This window comes from Sediminihabitans luteus (genome assembly GCF_002797595.1).
Classification (GTDB): domain Bacteria; phylum Actinomycetota; class Actinomycetes; order Actinomycetales; family Cellulomonadaceae; genus Paraoerskovia; species Paraoerskovia lutea.
Genome location: NZ_PGFE01000001.1, coordinates 1,157,519 through 1,174,806, shown reverse-complemented (window position 1 = coordinate 1,174,806; position 17,288 = coordinate 1,157,519). Strand labels below are relative to the sequence as shown.

Sequence of the window (17,288 nt, the reverse complement as noted above, 5' to 3'; positions counted from 1 at the left end):
GCGTGCTCGGCGGACGCCGCTCGGTACGCTGGTTCCACGGGTGTCCAGCGAGCCGAGGGAGTCCGTCATGAGCGAGGACGCCGCGCGCAACGCCGCGCAGTACCGCGCGGACCGGGACGCCGGGGGTCCGACGGCCTACGACCCGGACGACGCCGACCGGCAGGTCGCCGAGTTCGAGCAGGCCGAGCGCGAGAAGGCGCTCGCGGAGCGTCGGCGGCGGGACCGTGCCGCGACCAAGCACCTGTGGGTCGAGCGGCAGATCCAGCAGGCGATGGAGCGCGGCGAGTTCGACGACCTCCCGCTCGCGGGTCGCCCGATCCCCGGCATCGACAGCCGCGACCCCGACTGGTGGGTCAAGAACCTGATCGAGCGCGAGCAGATCACGGGCGTCGCCCCCGAGGCGATCCAGCTGCGCAAGGACGACGCCGTGCTCGACGCGCGTCTCGACGAGCTGTTCACGGCCGACGAGGTCAGGGCGGCGCTCGACGAGTTCAACGCGCGCGTCGTGGCCGCGCGACGTCAGCTCACGGGCGGCCCGCCCGTCGTGACCCCGCTGCGCGACGTCGAGCACGAGGTGGCGGCGTGGCGCGCGCGCCGGGCGGCGCGGGTCGCGCGCGCGAAGGGCCCCGGGGACGCCGCGGGGCCGACGGCGCCCGGCGCACCGGGGGAGGCCCGGGCACGTCGACGCTGGTGGCGCCGGGCCTGAGCCGTGCAGCGCCCGGAGCGCCGTGGCACCGAGAAGTGGCGCACGTCGCTCGCGCTCTCCGCTCGCTCCCCGTGCGAGTGCGCGCACGCCTGCTTACCGTGCGAGCGGCGTCAGGAAGCGGCGCCACCCCCTCGTCACGGAAGGACGCGTGATGACCCCACCGTTCCCTGCCCAGCAGCAGGAGCCGCCCGGCCTGACCGGGCGCATGGACCCGGTCCCGGACCACGGCGAGACGTCGTACGTCGGGCGTTCCCGGCTCGAGGGTCGGCGGGCGCTGATCACCGGCGGTGACTCGGGCATCGGCCGCGCGGTCGCGATCGCGTTCGCGCGCGAGGGCGCGGACGTCGCGATCGGCTACCTCCCCGAGGAGCAGGAGGACGCCGAGGCGACCGCTGCGCTCGTGCGCGAGGCCGGCCGCACCGCCGTCCTCGTCCCCGGTGACCTGCGCGACGAGACCGTGTGCCACGAGGTCGTCGCGGGAGCGGTCGACGGGCTCGGCGGCCTCGACGTGCTCGTCAACAACGCGGGCTTCCAGATGGCCCGCCGCGAGTCGGTCGCGGACGTCACGACCGACGACCTCGACCGCGTCATGAAGACCAACCTGTACGCGCTCGTGTGGGTCACGCAGGCCGCGCTCCCGCACCTCGAGGCGGGTGCGAGCATCATCAACGTGTCGTCGATCCAGGCCTACCAGCCGTCGACGTCGCTGCTCGACTACGCCTCGACCAAGGCTGCCATCAACAACATGACGGTCAACCTCGCGGCCGAGCTCGGACCGCGCGGGATCCGCGTGAACGCGGTGGCCCCGGGGCCGATCTGGACCCCTCTGCAACCGGCGACGCAACCGCCCGAGAAGCTCGAGACGTTCGGCGAGGACACCCCGCTCGGGCGGGCGGGCCAGCCCGCCGAGACCGCGGGGGCGTTCGTGTTCCTCGCGTCCGAGCGCGAGGCGAGCTACGTCTCCGCAACCGTCCTCGGGGTCACGGGCGGCAAGCCCGTGTTCTGAGGATTCGGGCGGGACGCCAGGCCCTGTGCCGGCCAGACGTCCCGCCCGGCCCCGCCCGCGAGAGCGGGCGGGGCACCCGCCGGGGTCAGGCCCAGCTGCCGGAGCCCCCGCCGGTGCCGGTCGACGTGCCGAACGCGCCGGCCTGGAGCGACCCGAGGAAGGTGCTGCTCGAGTCGAAGAAGTTCACGTTGAAGTACACGGGCGTGGTGTTGAACTGGAAGCTGACCGTGTCGCGGTAGAGCCGGTCGAGGTCGTCGGTGTAGACGTCGCCCCAGAACCCGCCGCCGCCGGGCACCGCGATGCCGCCCGCGTTGCCCACGAACGACTTGCCGCCCGTGACGTCGATCGAGACGCGGATCCAGAACACGAGGCTCGCGACGCTGCCGGTCGCGGGGTAGGACGCGGTGGCCGTGCGGATCTGCTCGGCGGCCGCGTCGATCTTGTCCTGCGGGAGGATCTCGGCGACGGAGGCGGCGAAGTCGTCGGCGACGACGGCCCGGTCGATCATGGTCTCGCTCATGGTGTGCTCCCTGCTGCGTGTGGTCGACGCCCTGGGCGTCGTCGTCCGGGCCCGGCGACGGTGCGCGGGCCGTGAGGAGCGCCGGGAGGGCCGCTCGGACAGGGGCCGGCGGCCCCTCGCAGCAGGAGGGAGCCCACGCCGCGACGTCCCGTGACGTCGCGGCGGGACTTCACCCCGCGGCGTCGTCCTCGAGGGTCGCGAGCGCGTCGGCGCCGCGGCGCAGCGCGAGCACGAGCGTGCCCGCGACGAAGAAGTCCTCCTCGGACTCGTCGCGCGCGCCCCGCACCACGGTCCGCAGGTGGTCGGCCACGTCGCGCACCTCCGCCGCGCGGCCCGGGTCGGAGCGCAGCACGTCGGCGTACGTCGCGAGCGCGTCGGCGACGTCGGGCCGCACCGAGGCGCCGAACGCGAGCTCGTCGCGCCCGTCGGACTCCCAGCGCATCACGAGCCGGCTCACGTCCTCGACCATCTCGGCCGTGACCCGCAGCGCCTCGGCGCGCACGAGCAGCCGGTGCACCTCGCCCGAGCGGCGGCGGGCCCGCACGTTGCCGCGCGCTGCCTCGCGGCTCTCCTCGACGGCCGCGGTCGCGCGCGCGAGCACGGGCCGGATCTCGCGCCGGCGCTCCTCCCACTCGTCGTCCGCGGGCGGGGTGCTCGCCCGCAGCCCGTCGACGACGGCGTCGAGCTGGTCGGCCAGCCGGTCGCGCAGCCGGTCGAGCTCGATCGCGGACGGCACGATCAGCAGCGGCGGCGCGAGCGCGTTGACGAGCGCGCCGATCGCCGCGCCGAGCGCGACGAGCCCCGCGTACGCGCCCACGAACCCGAGCTTGTCGGTGTTGCCGATGATCAGCACGATGAGCGACGACGTCACGACCCAGTCGCCGAGCATCCCCCAGCCGCGCCAGCCCGCCAGCAGGATCGCGGCGCCCACGACGACCGCGATCGCGATCGCCCCGGGCGCGAGCACGAGGTCGGCGAGGCGCGCGATCACCGCGCCCGCGACCACGGCGCCCGCCGCCTGGAGCCCCGAGACGGCCGAGCCCACGACCGTCCGGTTGGTCGCGACGACCGCGCCGAGCGGCGCGTAGTACGCGAAGTCCGAGATCGGGGCGGGCAGCAGCAGCGCGACGAACCACGCGAGCGCGGCCGCGAACGCGCCCTTGAACGCCATGGACCAGCGCGGGTGCCGCGCCCAGAGCCGGTCCGCGGCGCGCGCCGCGCGCCCGACCCACCCGTCGCGCCAGCGTCGGGCGCCGGTCTCCCGCGCGTCGGACGGCGGACGGTCGGGCAGGCGCGCTGCGCCAGGATCAGGGGGCATGGTCCCGCACGCTACGCGCGGGGCCGCGGCACGCCAGCGGGGGTGCCCGACTCGGGCGACTCTTCCCGAGATGTCGGCCCGGCGCTAGGATCCGCGCATGATCACGACGACGCGGGGGGCGGTGCGTGCGCCCGCGCGCCCACGACCCGCCGCGGTCGTGCAGGTCGTGCGGGCCGCGCTGCTCGCGGCGACCGCGGTGGCGTTCGCCGCGGGCGCGCACGTGCTCGCGGGCGGACTGCTGCCCGAGGCGCGGGGGACCGTCGCGGTCGTCGTGCTCACCTTCGCCCTCACGAGCGCGGTCGCCCGCACGCGGCTGCGCCTGCGCACCCTGCTGCCGACCCTCGTGCTGCTCCAGCTCGCGCTGCACCACGCGTTCGCGGCGCTCGCCGGGCACGCGCCCGGCACCGAGCTGTCGTCGGGCGGCGCCCACGCGCACCATGCCGCGCCCGACGCCGCGCCCGACCTCGTCGCCGGTCTCGCGACCGCCGCGCACCAGAGCACCGGCATGCACCCCGGCATGCTCGCGGCGCACGTCGGCGCCGCGGCGCTCACGGGCGTCGTGGTCGTCGCCGCCGACCGTGCGGCCGAGGCCGCGGTCGACTGGTTCACCGCGGTCGTCCCGCGTCTGCTCGGGTTCGTCCCGCTCGCGATCCCCGTCCCCGGTGCCCGACGCCGCGCGCCGCGCCGTGTCGTCCGCCCGGCCCAGGTCTTCCTCACCGCGCGTCCGCTGCGGGGCCCACCTGCGGCGTCCGCGGCCACCGCCTGACCCCTCCCGTCCGGGACCGGGTCCCGGGGCCGCGCACGCTCGCACCCCCCGACCCTGCGACGACGGGCGCGCCCTGCGCGCGCCCGGACGCTCGCGCGCACCCGGAGAGAGACCCATGACCACGACCATCTCACCCACACCCAGCACGCCCGAAAGTCCCAGTACCTCTGAAGGTCCCGGCGGCCCGACGACGGACGGCCGGACCACCCCGCCCGACGCCGGGAGCCCGGTCGCGTCGTCCGGCACGACCCGCCGGCGCGGCGTCTGGCAGGCGCTGCACCCGCTGCTGCTGCGGCTGCACTTCTACGCGGGGATCCTCGTCGGCCCGTTCCTCGTGGTCGCCGCGACCACGGGCCTGCTGTACACGCTCGCGCCCGTGATCGAGCGCCAGCTGCACGACGACCTGCTCGTCGTGCCGGTCGGCACGGCCGTCGAGCCGCTCGGCGACCAGGTCGCGGCCGCGCGCGACGCGTACCCCGAGGGCACGGTCGCCAAGGTGATCGTGCCGGGCGAGCAGGACCTCTCGACGCGCGTCGTGCTCGCGGTCGACGACGTGCCCGAGGGCGCGACCCGCACCGTGTTCGTCGACCCGTACACGGGCGACGTGCTGGGGCAGTCCACGACGTACGGCAACTGGCTGCCCGAGCGCGAGTGGATCGAGACCCTGCACAGCTCGCTGCACCTGGGCACGGTCGGCTACGTCTACAGCGAGCTCGCGGCCTCGTGGCTCGGGATCGTCGTCCTCGGCGGCCTCGCGATGTGGATCGCCCGTGCGGTGCAGAAGCGTCGCGCCCGCCTGCTCGTGGTGCCCGAGGTCTCGGCCCGCGGACGACGCCGCACGCTCAGCTGGCACGGGGTCGTGGGGCTGCTCGCCGCGGCCGGGCTCGTGGTGCTCGCCGTCACGGGCATCACCTGGTCGACCTGGGCCGGCCCGCGGGTCGACACGATCCAGCGTGCCGTCTCGACCGAGGCGCCCGTGCTCGACACGAGTCTCGACGGCTCCGGCCCTGCGGGCGGCGGCGGGCACGGCGACCACGGCGGCGGTGGTGGCGAGGGGCTGAGCGACGAGCACCTCGCGCACGGCGGCTCGTGGGACGGCGTGAACGACGCCGCGACCGTGGCCGGCCTCGACCTGCCGTGGACCGTCACGCCGCCCGCGGCCATGGGCCAGGCGTGGACGGTCGCCGAGTCGGCGACGTCGTGGCCCGCCGCGAACGACACGATCGCGGTCGACGCGAGCACGGGCGAGGTCGTGGACCGCGTCGACTTCGCCGACAAGCCGCTCATGTCGAAGCTCACGACGTGGGGCATCTACTTCCACCTCGGGATGCTGTTTGGCACCGTCAACCTCGTGTTCCTCGCCCTGGTCGCGAGCGCGCTCGTGGTGCTCGTGGTGCTCGGGTACCGCATGTGGTGGCAGCGGCGTCCCACCCGGGCGACCGGGTGGAAGCCCGGCCCGTTCGTGCGTCGCGGCGGGCTCGCGAAGGCCCCGCGCTGGCTCGTCGCGGTGATCGCGGGCGTCACGCTCGTGACCGCCTGGTACCTGCCGCTGTTCGGGATCAGCCTCGCGGCGTTCCTCGTGGTCGACGTGGTGCTCGGCGCGCGTGCGCGCCGGCGGGTGGCGCGCCCGAACGCGTGACCTGACCGCGCTACCCCCCACCGGGCGCCCCCACCGCCGAACGCGGGATCTGTTCGCCGTTTCATCGATTCATGACGAACAGATCGCGCGTTCGGCGGTGGGGGCTGCCGCCTACCGCGGGATCGCGAGGGCGACTGCGACCAGGGCGTCGCCGGACGGCGCGGCGTCGGGCACGTCGGTCAGCGACAGGTGCGCCGTCGCGCACGCACCGGACGCGCCGACCACGCGCGCCGGCGCGTCCGCGGGGCCCAGCACCAGGTCGTCGCGTGGCGCGAGCAGCCCGCACCCGACGGCCTTGAGCACGGCCTCGCGCCGCACCCACGCCCGCGTGAAGGTCTCCGCGGACCAGCCCGACGTCGGCCGCTCGGCCGCGGGGACGGCGTCCGACAGGTCGTCGAGGTGGCTGACGACGGCCGCGACCTCCTCGACGTCGACCCCGACCCGGGCGCCGGGCGGCCCGTCGAGCAGCGCCACGAGCACGACGTCGCCCGCGTGCGCGAGCGAGAAGTCGGGGCCGTCAGGGGTCGTGGGCCGCCCGTGCGTTGGCCCGGGCGGGGCGACGTCGATCCGCACGCGGGCCGGGTCGGTGCCCCGGGCCGCGCCGAGCACGGCGCGCAGCAGCGTGCGGCCCGTCGCGAACCGCTCCTGGTCGGCCACCCGCCGGTAGCGCGCGAGGCGGGTGCGCTCGTCGTCGGTGAGCCGGTCGAGCGGCAGCGCGTCGAGCGGGGTGCGACGCGCGACGTGGAGCGTCACGGGGTGCGCGAGGTCGACGCGGACCGTGCGGTGCTCCATGGCGCGAGCCTACGGGCCGGCGTCCGGCCCCGGGCCGCGTCAGACCGGCTGCGTCTGCGCCGTCGTGTGGGAGGACGGCGCATCGGCGCGGGTCACCGGGCCGGGTGCGGTGATGGTGCCGAGCGGGACGGACGCCGCGGCGTGCGGACGCGACTCGTCGTGCTGGTAGGTCGCGAGCGCGACGTCGTCGGTGCCGCCGTCGGGCAGGAGGGTCGCGATCAGCGCGTCCGGGAGGTCCTCGGCGGCGATCTTGCGCAGCAGGGTCGAGGCGACCGACCCGAGCCGGTCGAGGCCCACGCGCAGGGACTCCCCGCGGCGCTCGACCAGACCGTCGGTGTAGATCAGCACGGTGTCGCCGGTCGCGAGCGGCGTCGTCGCCTCGCCGCGCTCGTCGCGCGCGATCGTCAACGACGGGCCGTGCGCGCGGTCGAGCCACTCGACCGCACCGTCGGCACGCACGAGCACGGGCGGCGGGTGGCCCGCGGTCGCGTACGTGAGCTCGTGCGTCGCGGTGTCCAGCACGCCGCAGAACACGCTCGTGAACTCCGCCCCGGGCAGGGTGCGCGCGAACCGGTCGAGCCCGTCGATCGTCGCGGCCGGGCCGACGTTGTCGAGCATGAGCGCGCGGCTCGCGGACCGGAGCTGGCCCATGCGGGCCGCGGCACTGAGCCCGTGCCCCACGCAGTCGCCGAGCACCACACCGGTGCGCCCGTCGCCGAGGTCGATCACGTCGTACCAGTCGCCGCCCACCGCGAGGCTGCCGTCGGCGGGCCGGTAGCGCGCGTGCCAGCCCTGGCCGAGCTCGTCGTCGGGCAGCATGGCGGCCTGCAGCGCCTCGCTCACCGAGCGCAGCTCGCCGATCTCGCGCAGCACCGACAGCGTGCCGCTCATCGCGGTGCCGACGGCCGAGGCGAGCAGCGCCAGGAACGAGCGGTTCGCGGCGTCGAACGGGCGGTGCGGGTTCGCCTCCATCACGAGCACGCCCTGCGCGACCGCGTCGCCCGGGGCCGCGAGCGGCGCGGCGACGGCGGACGCGACCGCGACGGCGGTGCGGGTCTCGAGCACCTCGTCCAGCACGTGGCGCGGGACGATGCGGCGGGTGCGCCCCTCGCTCGTCGAGGCGATCAGCACCGGCCCGGCGGTGCCGCGCAGGTACAGGTTGGCGTAGCGCACGTCGGGGCTGCGGTCGAGCACCTGGATGGTCGCCCGGGCGAGGTCGCCCACGTCGCCCTGGAGCTCCTGCAGCGTCGTCGAGAGCTCGCCGAGCGTGATGAGCCGACGACGGTCGACGACCTGGTGCGTCGTCTCGGTCGCGATGTCCATGAGCCCGCGGATCTCGCCCGCGGAGTCGCGCAGGGGGCTGTACGAGAAGGTGAAGGAGGTCTCCTCGAGGAACCCCGAGCGCTGCATCATGAGGGGCGCGTCGACCTCCCACACGGGCTCTCCCTCGCCGAGCACCTGGTCGAACCAGGGCTCGAGGTCGGGCCAGATCTCCGCCCACGTCTCGTCCGCGGGTGCCGCGAAGGCGGCCGGGTGCTTGTCGCCCAGCATGTCGCGGTATCCGTCGTTGTAGAGCATCGTGTGCTCCGGGCCCCACGTCAGCATGATCGGGAACCGGGTGCCGAAGCACAGCCGGACCGCGGAGCGCAGACCTCCGTCCCACGTGCTCGGGTCGCCGAGCGGGGTCGTCTCCCACGCGAACGCGCGCGCGAGTGCGCCGGTCTCGCTGCGGCCTGTCGCCGCAGCGAACCAGTCAGAAGTCACCGTGGCATCGTACGGGTCGCGTGTGAAGGTCGAGGGACGGGCCGTTCACGGTCCCTCCACCGGCGACCGCGTCATCTGTTCCGCGAAATCGCCGAGAAGCGTGACGGATCGCGCGTTCGGCGGTGGGTGGGCGGCGGTGGGCGGACGGCGGTGGGTGGGCGGCGGTCGTGCGGTGGGCGGACGCCGGGCGGTAGCGTTCCGGCATGACGACGCCTGCCGCCCCCACCCCGCCCGACCTGCTCGACGTCTGGCCGATGGCCGGTCTCGTGGTGCGGCAGGGCGACCTCGAGCTGCGCTACCTCGACGACGAGCTGGTGCACGAGCTCGCCCTCCTCGCGGCGCAGGGAATCCACGACCCGGGGTTCATGCCCTTCACGTTTCCTTGGTCGGTCGGTGAGCCGACCGCGGTGGCGCGCAGCGTGCTCGCCTACCAGTGGGGCGCTCGCTCCCGCCTGAGCCCTGAGTCGTGGACGATGGAGCTCGCGATCGTGCGCGGCGGGCGGGTGCTCGGCGTGCAGTCGATCTTCGCGACGGACTTCGTGGTGCGACGCGAGGCGGAGACCGGCTCCTGGTTGGGTCGCGCGCACCAGGGGCAGGGGATCGGCACGCGCACGCGGCTCATGATGCTCGGCCTGGGCTTCGACGGGCTCGGTGCGCTGGGCATGACGACGGCCGCGTGGGTCGACAACGCGTCGTCCCTCTCCGTGACGCGCAAGGTCGGGTACCGGGAGAACGGTCGGGGCTGGCTCGAACGGGGTGGCGAGCGCACCGCCGAGCAGCGGTTCCGGCTCGAGCGGGGCGACTGGGAGGCGGGGCTGCCGACCCTCGACGCCTTGGTCGCGCAGCACGGCCCGATCGAGCTCGAGGGCGTCGAGCGGGTCCGGGCGTTCCTCGGTCTCTGACCTCCCACGGGCCCCGTCGCCACCGCCGAACGCGTCATCTGTTCCGCAAAATTGCGAAAAGCCGTGACAGATGACGCGGTCGGCGGTGGGGTACGGCGGTGGCGGTGGCGGTGGCGGTGGCGGTGGCGGTGGCGGACGGCGGTCAGCGGGCCAGGCGGTCGACCACGGCGCCGTAGAGCGCGGGCGCGTGCGTGGCGAGCGGCACGATCGCACGTCGCGCGGGCGACGTCGCCGCAGCCACGAGGCCTTGCGTGAGCACGCGGTAGTCGCGCGTGACCCGCGCCCACGCCCGCTCGTACGCCTCGGGGTCGTCGAGGTGGCGGACGGCGGCCGCGGCCTGGGCGAGCCCGACGCGCAGTCCCTCGCCGGTGAGCGCGTCGACGTACCCGGACGCGTCGCCCACGAGACGGACCCGCCCGGCCGTGCGTCGTCGGGCGTCCTGCCGCAGCGGGCCGGCGCCGCGCACCCCGCCGAGCGGCTCGGCGGCGGCGAGCCGCGCGGCGAGCTCGGGCACGCTCGCGAGCCCGGTCGCGTAGTCGGTGCCGCGCGGTCCGAGCAGCGCGACGCCCACGACGTCGTCCGCCACGGGCGTCACGTACGCCTCGACGCGCGCCGCCCAGTGCACCTCGACGAGGTCCGTCCATGCCTCGACCCGGTAGTGCTGGCGCAGCCCGAACCGCTGGGTGCCGGACGACGCACGCCCCGCCCGCCCGGGACGCGCGGTCTCGAGGCCGGTGATCCGGCGCACGGTCGAGTGCAGGCCGTCGCACGCGAGCATCCATCGTGCGCGCACGCCCGCGGCCTCGACCGCGTCGACGGCCTGCGTCACGGTGTCGACCCGGGCGTCGACGAACCCGACCCCGAGCGCGACCGCGCGCTCGTGCAGGGCGGCGTGCAACGTCGTCCGCCGCACGCCACGGCCCAGGATGCCACCGCCGAACCGGTGGTCGGCGACGCGGCGGCCGTCGCGGTAGCTGATGCCCGCGAGCACGTGCCCGGGCGGGTCGACGCCGAGTCGCTGCACGGCGGCGAGCGCGCCCGGCATGAGGCCCTCGCCGCACGCCTTGTCCACAGGGGCCGTGCGCGGCTCGACGACGACGGCCGAGAGCCCGGCGAGCCGGGCCTCGATCGCGGCGGCGAGCCCGACGGGGCCGCCGCCGACCACGAGCACGTCGGTGCGGCTCACGCGCGCACGCCCGCCTGCAGGGCGCGCTCCTCGCACGGGATGCGGTACCCGAGCAGGAGCCAGGCGTTGAGCACCGTGAACGCGACCGCGGTGATCCAGGCACTGTGCACGAGCGGCAGCGCGAAGCCCTCGACGACGACCGCCACGTAGTTCGGGTGCGGGATCCAGCGGTACGGCCCGGCCGTGACGAGCCGGTCGCCCGGCACCACGATCACGCGCGTGTTCCAGTGCGCGCCGAGCGTCACGACGCACCACCACCGCAGCCCCTGCGCGGCGACGACGAGCACGATCATGGGCCAGCCGAGCCACGGCACGAACGGCCGGTCGAGCGCGAGCACCTCCCACACGCACGCGACCAGCAGGCCCGTGTGCAGCGCGACCATTGCGGGGAAGTGCCCGCGACCCGACTCGACACCGCCGCGCGCGAACGACCACCGCGCGTGACGGGTCGAGAGCACGAGCTCGACGAGCCGGTCGACCGCGGTGAGCGCGACGAGCACGAGGTAGAGCGTGAGCATCAGGCCTCCGGGTCGGTCGGGGTGGTCGCGGGTCTCGGGTCGGTCGGGTCGGTCGGGTCGGTCGGGTCGGTCGGGTCGGTCGCGGGGGGTCGGCGCAGCAGCACGAGCTCGGCGCTCACGCCCGGCCCGAACGCGAGGACGACGACGTGGCCGCCGGGTGCGGGGGCGTCGTCCGCGAGGGTCGCGGCGAGCACGTGCAGCACCGACGACGACGAGAGGTTGCCCGTCGCGGCGAGCGCGGCCCGGGTGCGGGCGACGTCCTGCTCGTCGAGGCCGAGCGTCTCGCCGACGGCGTCGACGACCTTGGGGCCGCCCGCGTGCACGACCCATGCGGCGACGTCGGGCACGTCGAGACCGTGCGGGGCGAGCAGCGACTTCACGTCGGCCGCGAGGTGCTCGCGGATCACGTCGGGCAGCCCGGCCGAGAGCACGATCCCGAACCCGGTGTCGCGCACGTCCCAGCCGAGGTGGTCGCTCGTGCCGGGGTAGAGCCGCGACCGGGTGTCGACCACGTCGAGCACGGGGTTGTGCACCGCCGAGCACGGGGTTGGGCACACGTCCGGCTCCGCCGGGTGTGCCCAACCCCGTGCTCGGCGCGCAGTGTCGGACGCCGCGGGGTGCGTGTCGCCGACCATGACGACCGCGGCGGCGCCGTCGCCGAACAGGCCGCTCGCCACGACGTTGGCGGTCGAGTCGTCGCCGTGCTGGATGGTGAGCGAGCACAGCTCGACCGAGACGACGAGCGCGACGTGCCCGGGGTGCCCCGCGAGGTGGTCGTGCACGCGCGCGAGGGCCGCGGCACCGGCCACGCAGCCGAGCCCGAACGACGGGGTGCGGCGCACGTCGTCGCGCAGCCCGAGGCGGGGGACGAGCAGCGCGTCGACGGACGGCGCGCTCACGCCGGTCACGGTCGTGAAGAAGATCAGGTCGACGTCGCGCGCTGCGATCCCGGCGGCATCGAGCGCCGCGCGGCACGCCTGCTCGGCGAGCGCGGGGGCCTCGCGCAGGTAGTGGCCGGTCGCGACGCCGAACGACGTGACGCCCGCGTACGCCTCGAGCGGCAGGGCGAGGTGCCGGGTGTGCACGCCCGCGTTGGCGTGCACGCGCTCGAGCAGGGAGCGCCGCGGGCCGGGCTCCGTCAGGAGCGGCCCGAGGACCCCGGTGATCTCGGCCTGCGCGTACGCGTGCGCCGGGAGCACGGGGGCGACGGCCAGGACGCGCGACATGCGGGCATCGTGTCACCGGCCGTGGGGGCTCGCGCGGCAGGACGGTCCGCCCTGCCGCGCGAGCGGCCGTCAGCTGTCGGCGGGGAGCTCGAGGTCCTCGTACTCCGCGAGCATGTCCTCGAGGTACTGGTCGAACTCCTCATCGGTCATGTCGCTGAGGTCGGGGAGGTCCTCGGTGCCGTAGTCGTCCAGGCCGAAGTCGTCGGTCCCACCGTCGGTGCCGTAGTCGTCCAGGCCGTAGTCGTCGAGCCCATAGTCGTCGGTGCCGTAGTCGTCGAGCCCGTAGTCGTCGAGCCCGTAGTCGTCCAGGCCGTACGGGTCGCCGTAGCCCCCGCCCATGCCGAGGTCGCCACCGAGCTCCTCGATGCCCTTGCCGAACTTCTCGAGGGTCTCGTCGAGCGTGCCGGCCTCCTCGAGCTCCTGGACGTGCTCGCCGAACACGGTGAGCGCGCTCGTGAACGAGCCGAGCAGCGACACGTGCCAGCGGCCGTCCTCCTGGAAGGCGACGGGACCGATCTCGTCGAGGCCGAGGTCGGAGGCGCCGTCGACGTCGCTCAGGCACATCTCGGTCTCGCCGGCGCCCGCGTCGACGGACACGCAGGTGCCCCGCAGCGACACGGTCACGCCGTCCGAGGTGACGCCGAGGTCGTCGACCGTGAGGCGGGCGACGTCGCCCTCCTGCTCGGCGACGCTGAACGTCGACGCCGTGAACTCGAACTCCCCGGCCTCGGCCGTGGCGGCGTCGTCGTCCATCATCGCGGGACCGTAGACCGCGAGGAACCGCGCCTCGGCGGTCGCGAGCGCGGGGGCGAGGTCGCGCACGTCCGCGGACGACGCGAACGCGCTGAGCGCGTCGGTGAGGCCGGTCGCGGCCTCCTCGGGGGTCGAGAAGTCACCGATCTCGTCGTCGGTGAGCATGTCGCCGCGCTCCGACGTCTTCGCGGACGTCTCGAGGCCGTACTCGCCGGCGGTCATGAGCGCCGACACGTACCAGTCGCCGCCCTCCTCGACGGTCACGAGGAACGGCTCGATGCCGTCGGTCTCGAGGTCGGAGACGTCGAACGTCGCGGGGAACGCGTCCTCGAGCGCGGTGCGGATCTCGTCCTTGGTCGCGTCCTCGTCAGCGAGGGCCTCGTCGATCGTGTCCCACACGAGGTCGCCCTCGGGGCCCAGGTCCCCGGCGTTCTCCTTGGCGTAGTCGATCGCCTCGGTGCCGAGGGTGAAGACGTCGTCGGTGAGCGCGTCGACGTCGGCGTCGATCGTGAGGCTGCCGTCGGTCAGCGTGACCTTGGCGAGCCCGTCGCCGATCTCCTCGGTCGACGTCGCGAGCCCGTCGACCGTGATGTCGAGGTCGTCGACGACGGCCTCGAACGCCTCGGTGACCTCCGCGGGCACTGTGGTCTCCGCGTCGGTGGCGAGGTCGCCGAGCCCCGCGAAGGGCTTGACCTCGGCGGGGGACAGCACGCCGTACACGGCGACGCCGTCGAGGTTCGCGGCGCCCTCGACGAGCTGCGTGACCGCGGCCTCGGGGCTCGCCGCGCCGCCGAGCTTGGAGAATAGCGTGGTCCACGCGAACGCGCCACCGCCGACGAGCACGAGCGCCACGGCCGCGGAGATGCCGATCACGAGCGGACGGCGGCTACGACGCGGGGGGACCGCGCCGAACGCCGTGGTCTCGGTCCCGGCAGGCCCGGCAGGGTTCGTGGCCCACGCGCCGCCCGCGACGGGCAGGGCGGTGGTCGGGGCGCCCGTGACGGGCAGCGCCGCGGTCGCGGGTGCCCCGGGCGGGGGCGGGGGGACGCTCGCGACGGCCTGCGCGGCCGCTGCCTGACCCGGCGTCGGGGGCAGGGGGCGGACGACGGTCAGGTCGTCGGGCGCCTGCGCGGCGTTCGCGCCGGGCGCAGGTGCGGGCGCAGGAGCAGGTGCGGGCGCCGCCGCCACCGGTCCTGCTGCGAGCGCCGCGGTGACCCCGGCGTCGCCGAGACCTGCGAGCCAGGCACGCAGCTCGGGGTAGAGCGCGGGGTTGCGCGCGATGTCGGCGCGCAGGTCGGGGCGCGCGGTCGCGATCCGGGCGAGGGCCTCGCCGGGTGTCGCGGGGTCGAGGGCGGTCGCGGACGTCGCGGACGCGGGGTCGATCTGGGACACGGGGGTTCCTCGGGGTCGCTCGGGCTCGGTGCGGTGCGGGCTCATCCTGCCCGAGACCACCGACGCGTGCGGCGGCCGTCCACAAGCGGGCGCGGGGCGACCCTGCACGCGCTACGGTCCCCCCATGGTGCCGATGGGCGTGCGCGTGCGAGGCCTCGTGGTCGCGAGCCATGCGGGCCCGACGGCCGTCGTCACGCTCCTGACGCTCTCGCTCGCGACGGGGATCGAGGCCGGCACGCTCACGACGGTGCTCGTCACGGCCGCGGTGCTGTGCGGCCAGCTCTCGGTCGGGTGGTCGAACGACTGGCTCGACGCGGCCCGGGACGCCCGTGTGGGACGGTCCGACAAGCCCACGGTCGTGGGGGTGGTCGGCGCGTCCGAGCTGCGCACGGCGGCGTTCGTCGCGCTCGCCGCGTGCGTCGTGCTCTCGTACGCGAACGGCTGGGTCGCCGGGACGTTGCACGTGCTCGCGGTCGCGAGCGCCTGGTCGTACAACGTGCGGCTCAAGTCGACCGTGCTGTCGTGGCTGCCGTACGCGGTCTCGTTCGGCCTGCTGCCCGCGTTCATCGTCGCGGCGCCCGACGACGGCCGGGTGGTCGCCGCCTGGACCGTGGCCGCGGCGGCGCTGCTGGGTGTGGGGGCGCACCTCGCGAACGTGCTGCCCGACATCGAGGACGACGCCGCGACCGGCGTCCGCGGTCTGCCGCACCGGCTGGGACGTCGCCGCGTCGCGGTGCTCGCCCCGCTCGTGCTGCTCGCCGCGAGCGTCGTGATCCTGGTCGGGCCGTCGTCGTCGCCGGGCCTGCCGCGGATCGCGTTCGCGTCGCTCACGGTGGTCATGGCGGTCGCCGCGGGGGTCGTCGGGGCGCGCTGGCCGCGCAGCCGGCTGCCGTTCGGGCTGAGCATGGGCGTCGCCGCGCTGTGCGTGGTCGAGCTCGTGATCGTCGCGCCGAGCGTCGCGCTGCCCGGATGACCTGGCGACCTGGCGACCTGGTGACCCGGTGACCCGGTGACCCGTTGACCGGCCCGCCCGGACGGTGGGCCTCGGACGGCGGCCGGCGGGCTCGGCGTCGTGAACAGGCTCAGCGCGGTGAGCAGGCTCGGCGCCGTGAACGGGGTCAGCGCGGTGAACCGGTTCGGCGGTGAACGGCGCACGAACGCTGGGCGCGACCCCTTCCGGCGCGCCCGAGCGCTCGCGTAGCGTGTGCGGTCGTGGCGCACACCCTCGTCTGCCCCGACCCCGGCGGCCGCACCCCGGCACCGCTCGCGACGGGCACCCCCACACCCGGAGTTCGGACCGTCGAACGCCAGACCGTCGAACGCCAGACCCTCGAACGTCAGACCGTCGACCGTCCGACCGTCGACCACCCCTCCGCCGAACCCCACCTCACCGAACACCCCTCCGCAGCGACCCTCGTCGGCCGCGCGCGCCGCGTCGCGGCCCGCCTCCCCGGCCCCCCGCCGGGTGTCGCGCTGCGCCCGCTGCGCGCGCGCGACGCCCCGGCGCTCGCGGTCGCGTCGCTCGCGGCGTGGGCCCCGGTCGCGGTCGACCTCGACGAGGCCGCGGACGACGTCCGCGCGGTCCTCGCGGGCGCGTACGGGCCACTGTGGTCGGCGGCGTCACCGAGCGCCTGGGTGGGCGACGTGCTCGTGGGATCGGTGCAGACCGTGCGGGCCTCGCCGTGGGAGGACCGTGCGTGCCCGTTCGTGCTCGACCTGTTCGTGGTGCCGGGCTGGCGTCGGCGCGGGATCGGCGGCGCGCTGCTCGCGGCTGCCGCGCGTGCGTGCGTCGCGGCGGGTGCCGCCGAGCTCGCGCTGCGCGTCGCGGACTCGACGTCGCCCGCCGCGCACCGCCTCTACGCGCGCGCCGGTCTCATGCCGGCAGCGACGTCCCGGTGAGGTCCTGCGCCACGACCCAGAGCCGGGCCGCGACGTCGTCGTCCCGCATGCGACGCGTGAGCCGGGCGACGCCCGGCGGGCCGACCATCGAGAAGCGGCCCGTCGGGCCGTAGTACCCGCCGTTGACGGCGTCGGGGCTGGTCGCGGCGAGCAGGAGCGGCTCGGCCCCGGCGGCGGCGTCCTGCGAGGGCACGAGGCCGAACAGCCCGGTCGAGAGCAGTCCGCGGGCGGGCGCGTCACGGCCGAGGCTCGCGCCCGCCGACTGCAGGTTGGTGCGCGCGAACCCGGGGTGCGCGGCGTCGCTCAGGAGGTCCCAGCCGCGCTGGTCGGACACGTGCGCGAGGTGCCGGGCGAGCAGGAGGTCGGCGAGCTTGGACTGCGCGTACGCGCGCGTGGGGGAGTACCGGCGGGTCGACTGGAGGTCGTCGAACCGGATCCGTCCCACGGTCGCCATGCCGCTCGACATGGTCGTCACGCGCGGTGCGGGCGCCGCGAGCAGCAGCGGCAGCAGGCGGTTGGTCAGGGCGAACGGGCCGAGGAAGTTCGAGCCGGTCTGCAGCTCGAACCCGTCGACGGTCTCGAACCGCTCGGGCGGCGTCATGACGCCCGCGTTGTTGACGAGCAGGTCGAGGTGCGGCAGGTCGCGGGCCAGGCCCTCGGCGAACGCCGCGACCGAGGCGAGGTCGGCGAGGTCGAGCACGCGCACCTCGGCGCTCGCGCGCTCGTGCGCGGTGACGATCTCCTGGAGCGCTGCCTCGCCCTTGGCCCGGGTGCGCACCGCGAGCACGACGTGCGCGCCCGCGGCGGCGAGCCGCTCGGCCGCGACGCGCCCCGTCCCGCTGTTGGCGCCGGTCACGACGACGGTGCGGCCGGTCTGGTCGGGGACGTGCAGCACGGGGCC

Annotated in this window: 16 protein-coding genes; 7 read left to right on the top strand and 9 right to left on the bottom strand. The window is 75.6% G+C overall.

The annotated features are described in order from the left end of the window. The first annotated feature begins 67 nt into the window (after positions 1 to 67). A complete protein-coding gene (locus CLV28_RS05475) occupies positions 68 to 706 on the top strand; it encodes a DnaJ family domain-containing protein (protein ID WP_100422171.1) in 639 nt (212 codons plus the stop codon). 151 nt (positions 707 to 857) lie between these two features. Continuing rightward, entirely contained in the window at positions 858 to 1,712 is an 855-nt protein-coding gene (locus CLV28_RS05470) for an SDR family oxidoreductase (RefSeq protein WP_100422170.1), read from the top strand. Positions 1,713 to 1,797: 85 nt separating this feature from the next. Here the strand turns inward: CLV28_RS05470 and CLV28_RS05465 are convergent, their stop codons facing one another. Both CLV28_RS05465 and CLV28_RS05460 read right to left on the bottom strand, forming a co-directional pair. Beyond that, positions 1,798 to 2,232 carry a VapA/VapB family virulence-associated protein gene (locus CLV28_RS05465; protein ID WP_100422169.1) on the bottom strand — a complete coding sequence of 145 codons (435 nt, stop codon included), beginning with the start codon at positions 2,230 to 2,232 and terminating at the stop codon, positions 1,798 to 1,800. Between the two features lie 169 nt (positions 2,233 to 2,401). Beyond that, positions 2,402 to 3,550, bottom strand: coding sequence for an FUSC family protein (locus CLV28_RS05460; protein ID WP_157802516.1), 1,149 nt, complete (start codon positions 3,548 to 3,550; stop codon positions 2,402 to 2,404). Between the two features lie 97 nt (positions 3,551 to 3,647). Here CLV28_RS05460 and CLV28_RS05455 point away from each other — a divergent pair, with 97 nt between their 5' ends. Next, the gene (locus CLV28_RS05455) at positions 3,648 to 4,316 is read left to right on the top strand and encodes a hypothetical protein (protein WP_100422167.1); all 669 of its coding nucleotides are present in this window, start codon (positions 3,648 to 3,650) and stop codon (positions 4,314 to 4,316) included. Positions 4,317 to 4,431: 115 nt separating this feature from the next. Then, a complete protein-coding gene (locus CLV28_RS05450) occupies positions 4,432 to 5,955 on the top strand; it encodes a PepSY-associated TM helix domain-containing protein (RefSeq protein WP_100422166.1) in 1,524 nt (507 codons plus the stop codon). Positions 5,956 to 6,066: 111 nt separating this feature from the next. Here CLV28_RS05450 and CLV28_RS05445 read toward each other — a convergent pair whose 3' ends face one another. Then, a complete protein-coding gene (locus CLV28_RS05445) occupies positions 6,067 to 6,747 on the bottom strand; it encodes a 4'-phosphopantetheinyl transferase family protein (RefSeq protein WP_100422165.1) in 681 nt (226 codons plus the stop codon). Positions 6,748 to 6,786: 39 nt separating this feature from the next. Next, positions 6,787 to 8,511 carry a PP2C family protein-serine/threonine phosphatase gene (locus CLV28_RS05440; RefSeq protein WP_100422164.1) on the bottom strand — a complete coding sequence of 575 codons (1,725 nt, stop codon included), beginning with the start codon at positions 8,509 to 8,511 and terminating at the stop codon, positions 6,787 to 6,789. A gap of 203 nt (positions 8,512 to 8,714) precedes the next feature. Between CLV28_RS05440 and CLV28_RS05435 the strand changes: the two genes are divergently transcribed. Continuing rightward, on the top strand, positions 8,715 to 9,413 hold the full coding sequence (locus tag CLV28_RS05435) for a GNAT family N-acetyltransferase (RefSeq protein WP_100422163.1): 699 nt from the start codon (positions 8,715 to 8,717) through the stop codon (positions 9,411 to 9,413). Between the two features lie 142 nt (positions 9,414 to 9,555). Here the strand turns inward: CLV28_RS05435 and CLV28_RS05430 are convergent, their stop codons facing one another. From CLV28_RS05430 to CLV28_RS15435, 4 genes are all read right to left on the bottom strand, one after another. Beyond that, positions 9,556 to 10,599 carry an NAD(P)/FAD-dependent oxidoreductase gene (locus CLV28_RS05430; RefSeq protein ID WP_100422162.1) on the bottom strand — a complete coding sequence of 348 codons (1,044 nt, stop codon included), beginning with the start codon at positions 10,597 to 10,599 and terminating at the stop codon, positions 9,556 to 9,558. Then, entirely contained in the window at positions 10,596 to 11,117 is a 522-nt protein-coding gene (locus CLV28_RS05425; protein ID WP_100422161.1) for an isoprenylcysteine carboxyl methyltransferase family protein, read from the bottom strand. The genes CLV28_RS05430 and CLV28_RS05425 overlap by 4 nt, the downstream gene beginning before the upstream one ends. Next, positions 11,117 to 12,343 (bottom strand): type III polyketide synthase, encoded by a 1,227-nt coding sequence (locus tag CLV28_RS05420; protein WP_100422160.1) that lies wholly within the window; start codon positions 12,341 to 12,343, stop codon positions 11,117 to 11,119. Before CLV28_RS05420 ends, CLV28_RS05425 begins: the two co-directional genes overlap by 1 nt. A gap of 69 nt (positions 12,344 to 12,412) precedes the next feature. After that, positions 12,413 to 14,488, bottom strand: coding sequence for a variant leucine-rich repeat-containing protein (locus tag CLV28_RS15435; protein WP_157802515.1), 2,076 nt, complete (start codon positions 14,486 to 14,488; stop codon positions 12,413 to 12,415). Positions 14,489 to 14,612: 124 nt separating this feature from the next. On the opposite strand from CLV28_RS15435, the gene CLV28_RS05410 reads away from it, so the two are divergent. Next, on the top strand, positions 14,613 to 15,461 hold the full coding sequence (locus CLV28_RS05410; protein ID WP_239073290.1) for a UbiA family prenyltransferase: 849 nt from the start codon (positions 14,613 to 14,615) through the stop codon (positions 15,459 to 15,461). A 239-nt stretch (positions 15,462 to 15,700) separates the two neighbouring features. Continuing rightward, a complete protein-coding gene (locus CLV28_RS15795; protein WP_203968210.1) occupies positions 15,701 to 16,387 on the top strand; it encodes a GNAT family N-acetyltransferase in 687 nt (228 codons plus the stop codon). Here CLV28_RS15795 and CLV28_RS05400 read toward each other — a convergent pair. Next, positions 16,362 to 17,282 (bottom strand): SDR family oxidoreductase, encoded by a 921-nt coding sequence (locus tag CLV28_RS05400; RefSeq protein WP_100422159.1) that lies wholly within the window; start codon positions 17,280 to 17,282, stop codon positions 16,362 to 16,364. The genes CLV28_RS15795 and CLV28_RS05400 overlap by 26 nt on opposite strands. Between the last annotated feature and the right edge of the window lie 6 nt (positions 17,283 to 17,288).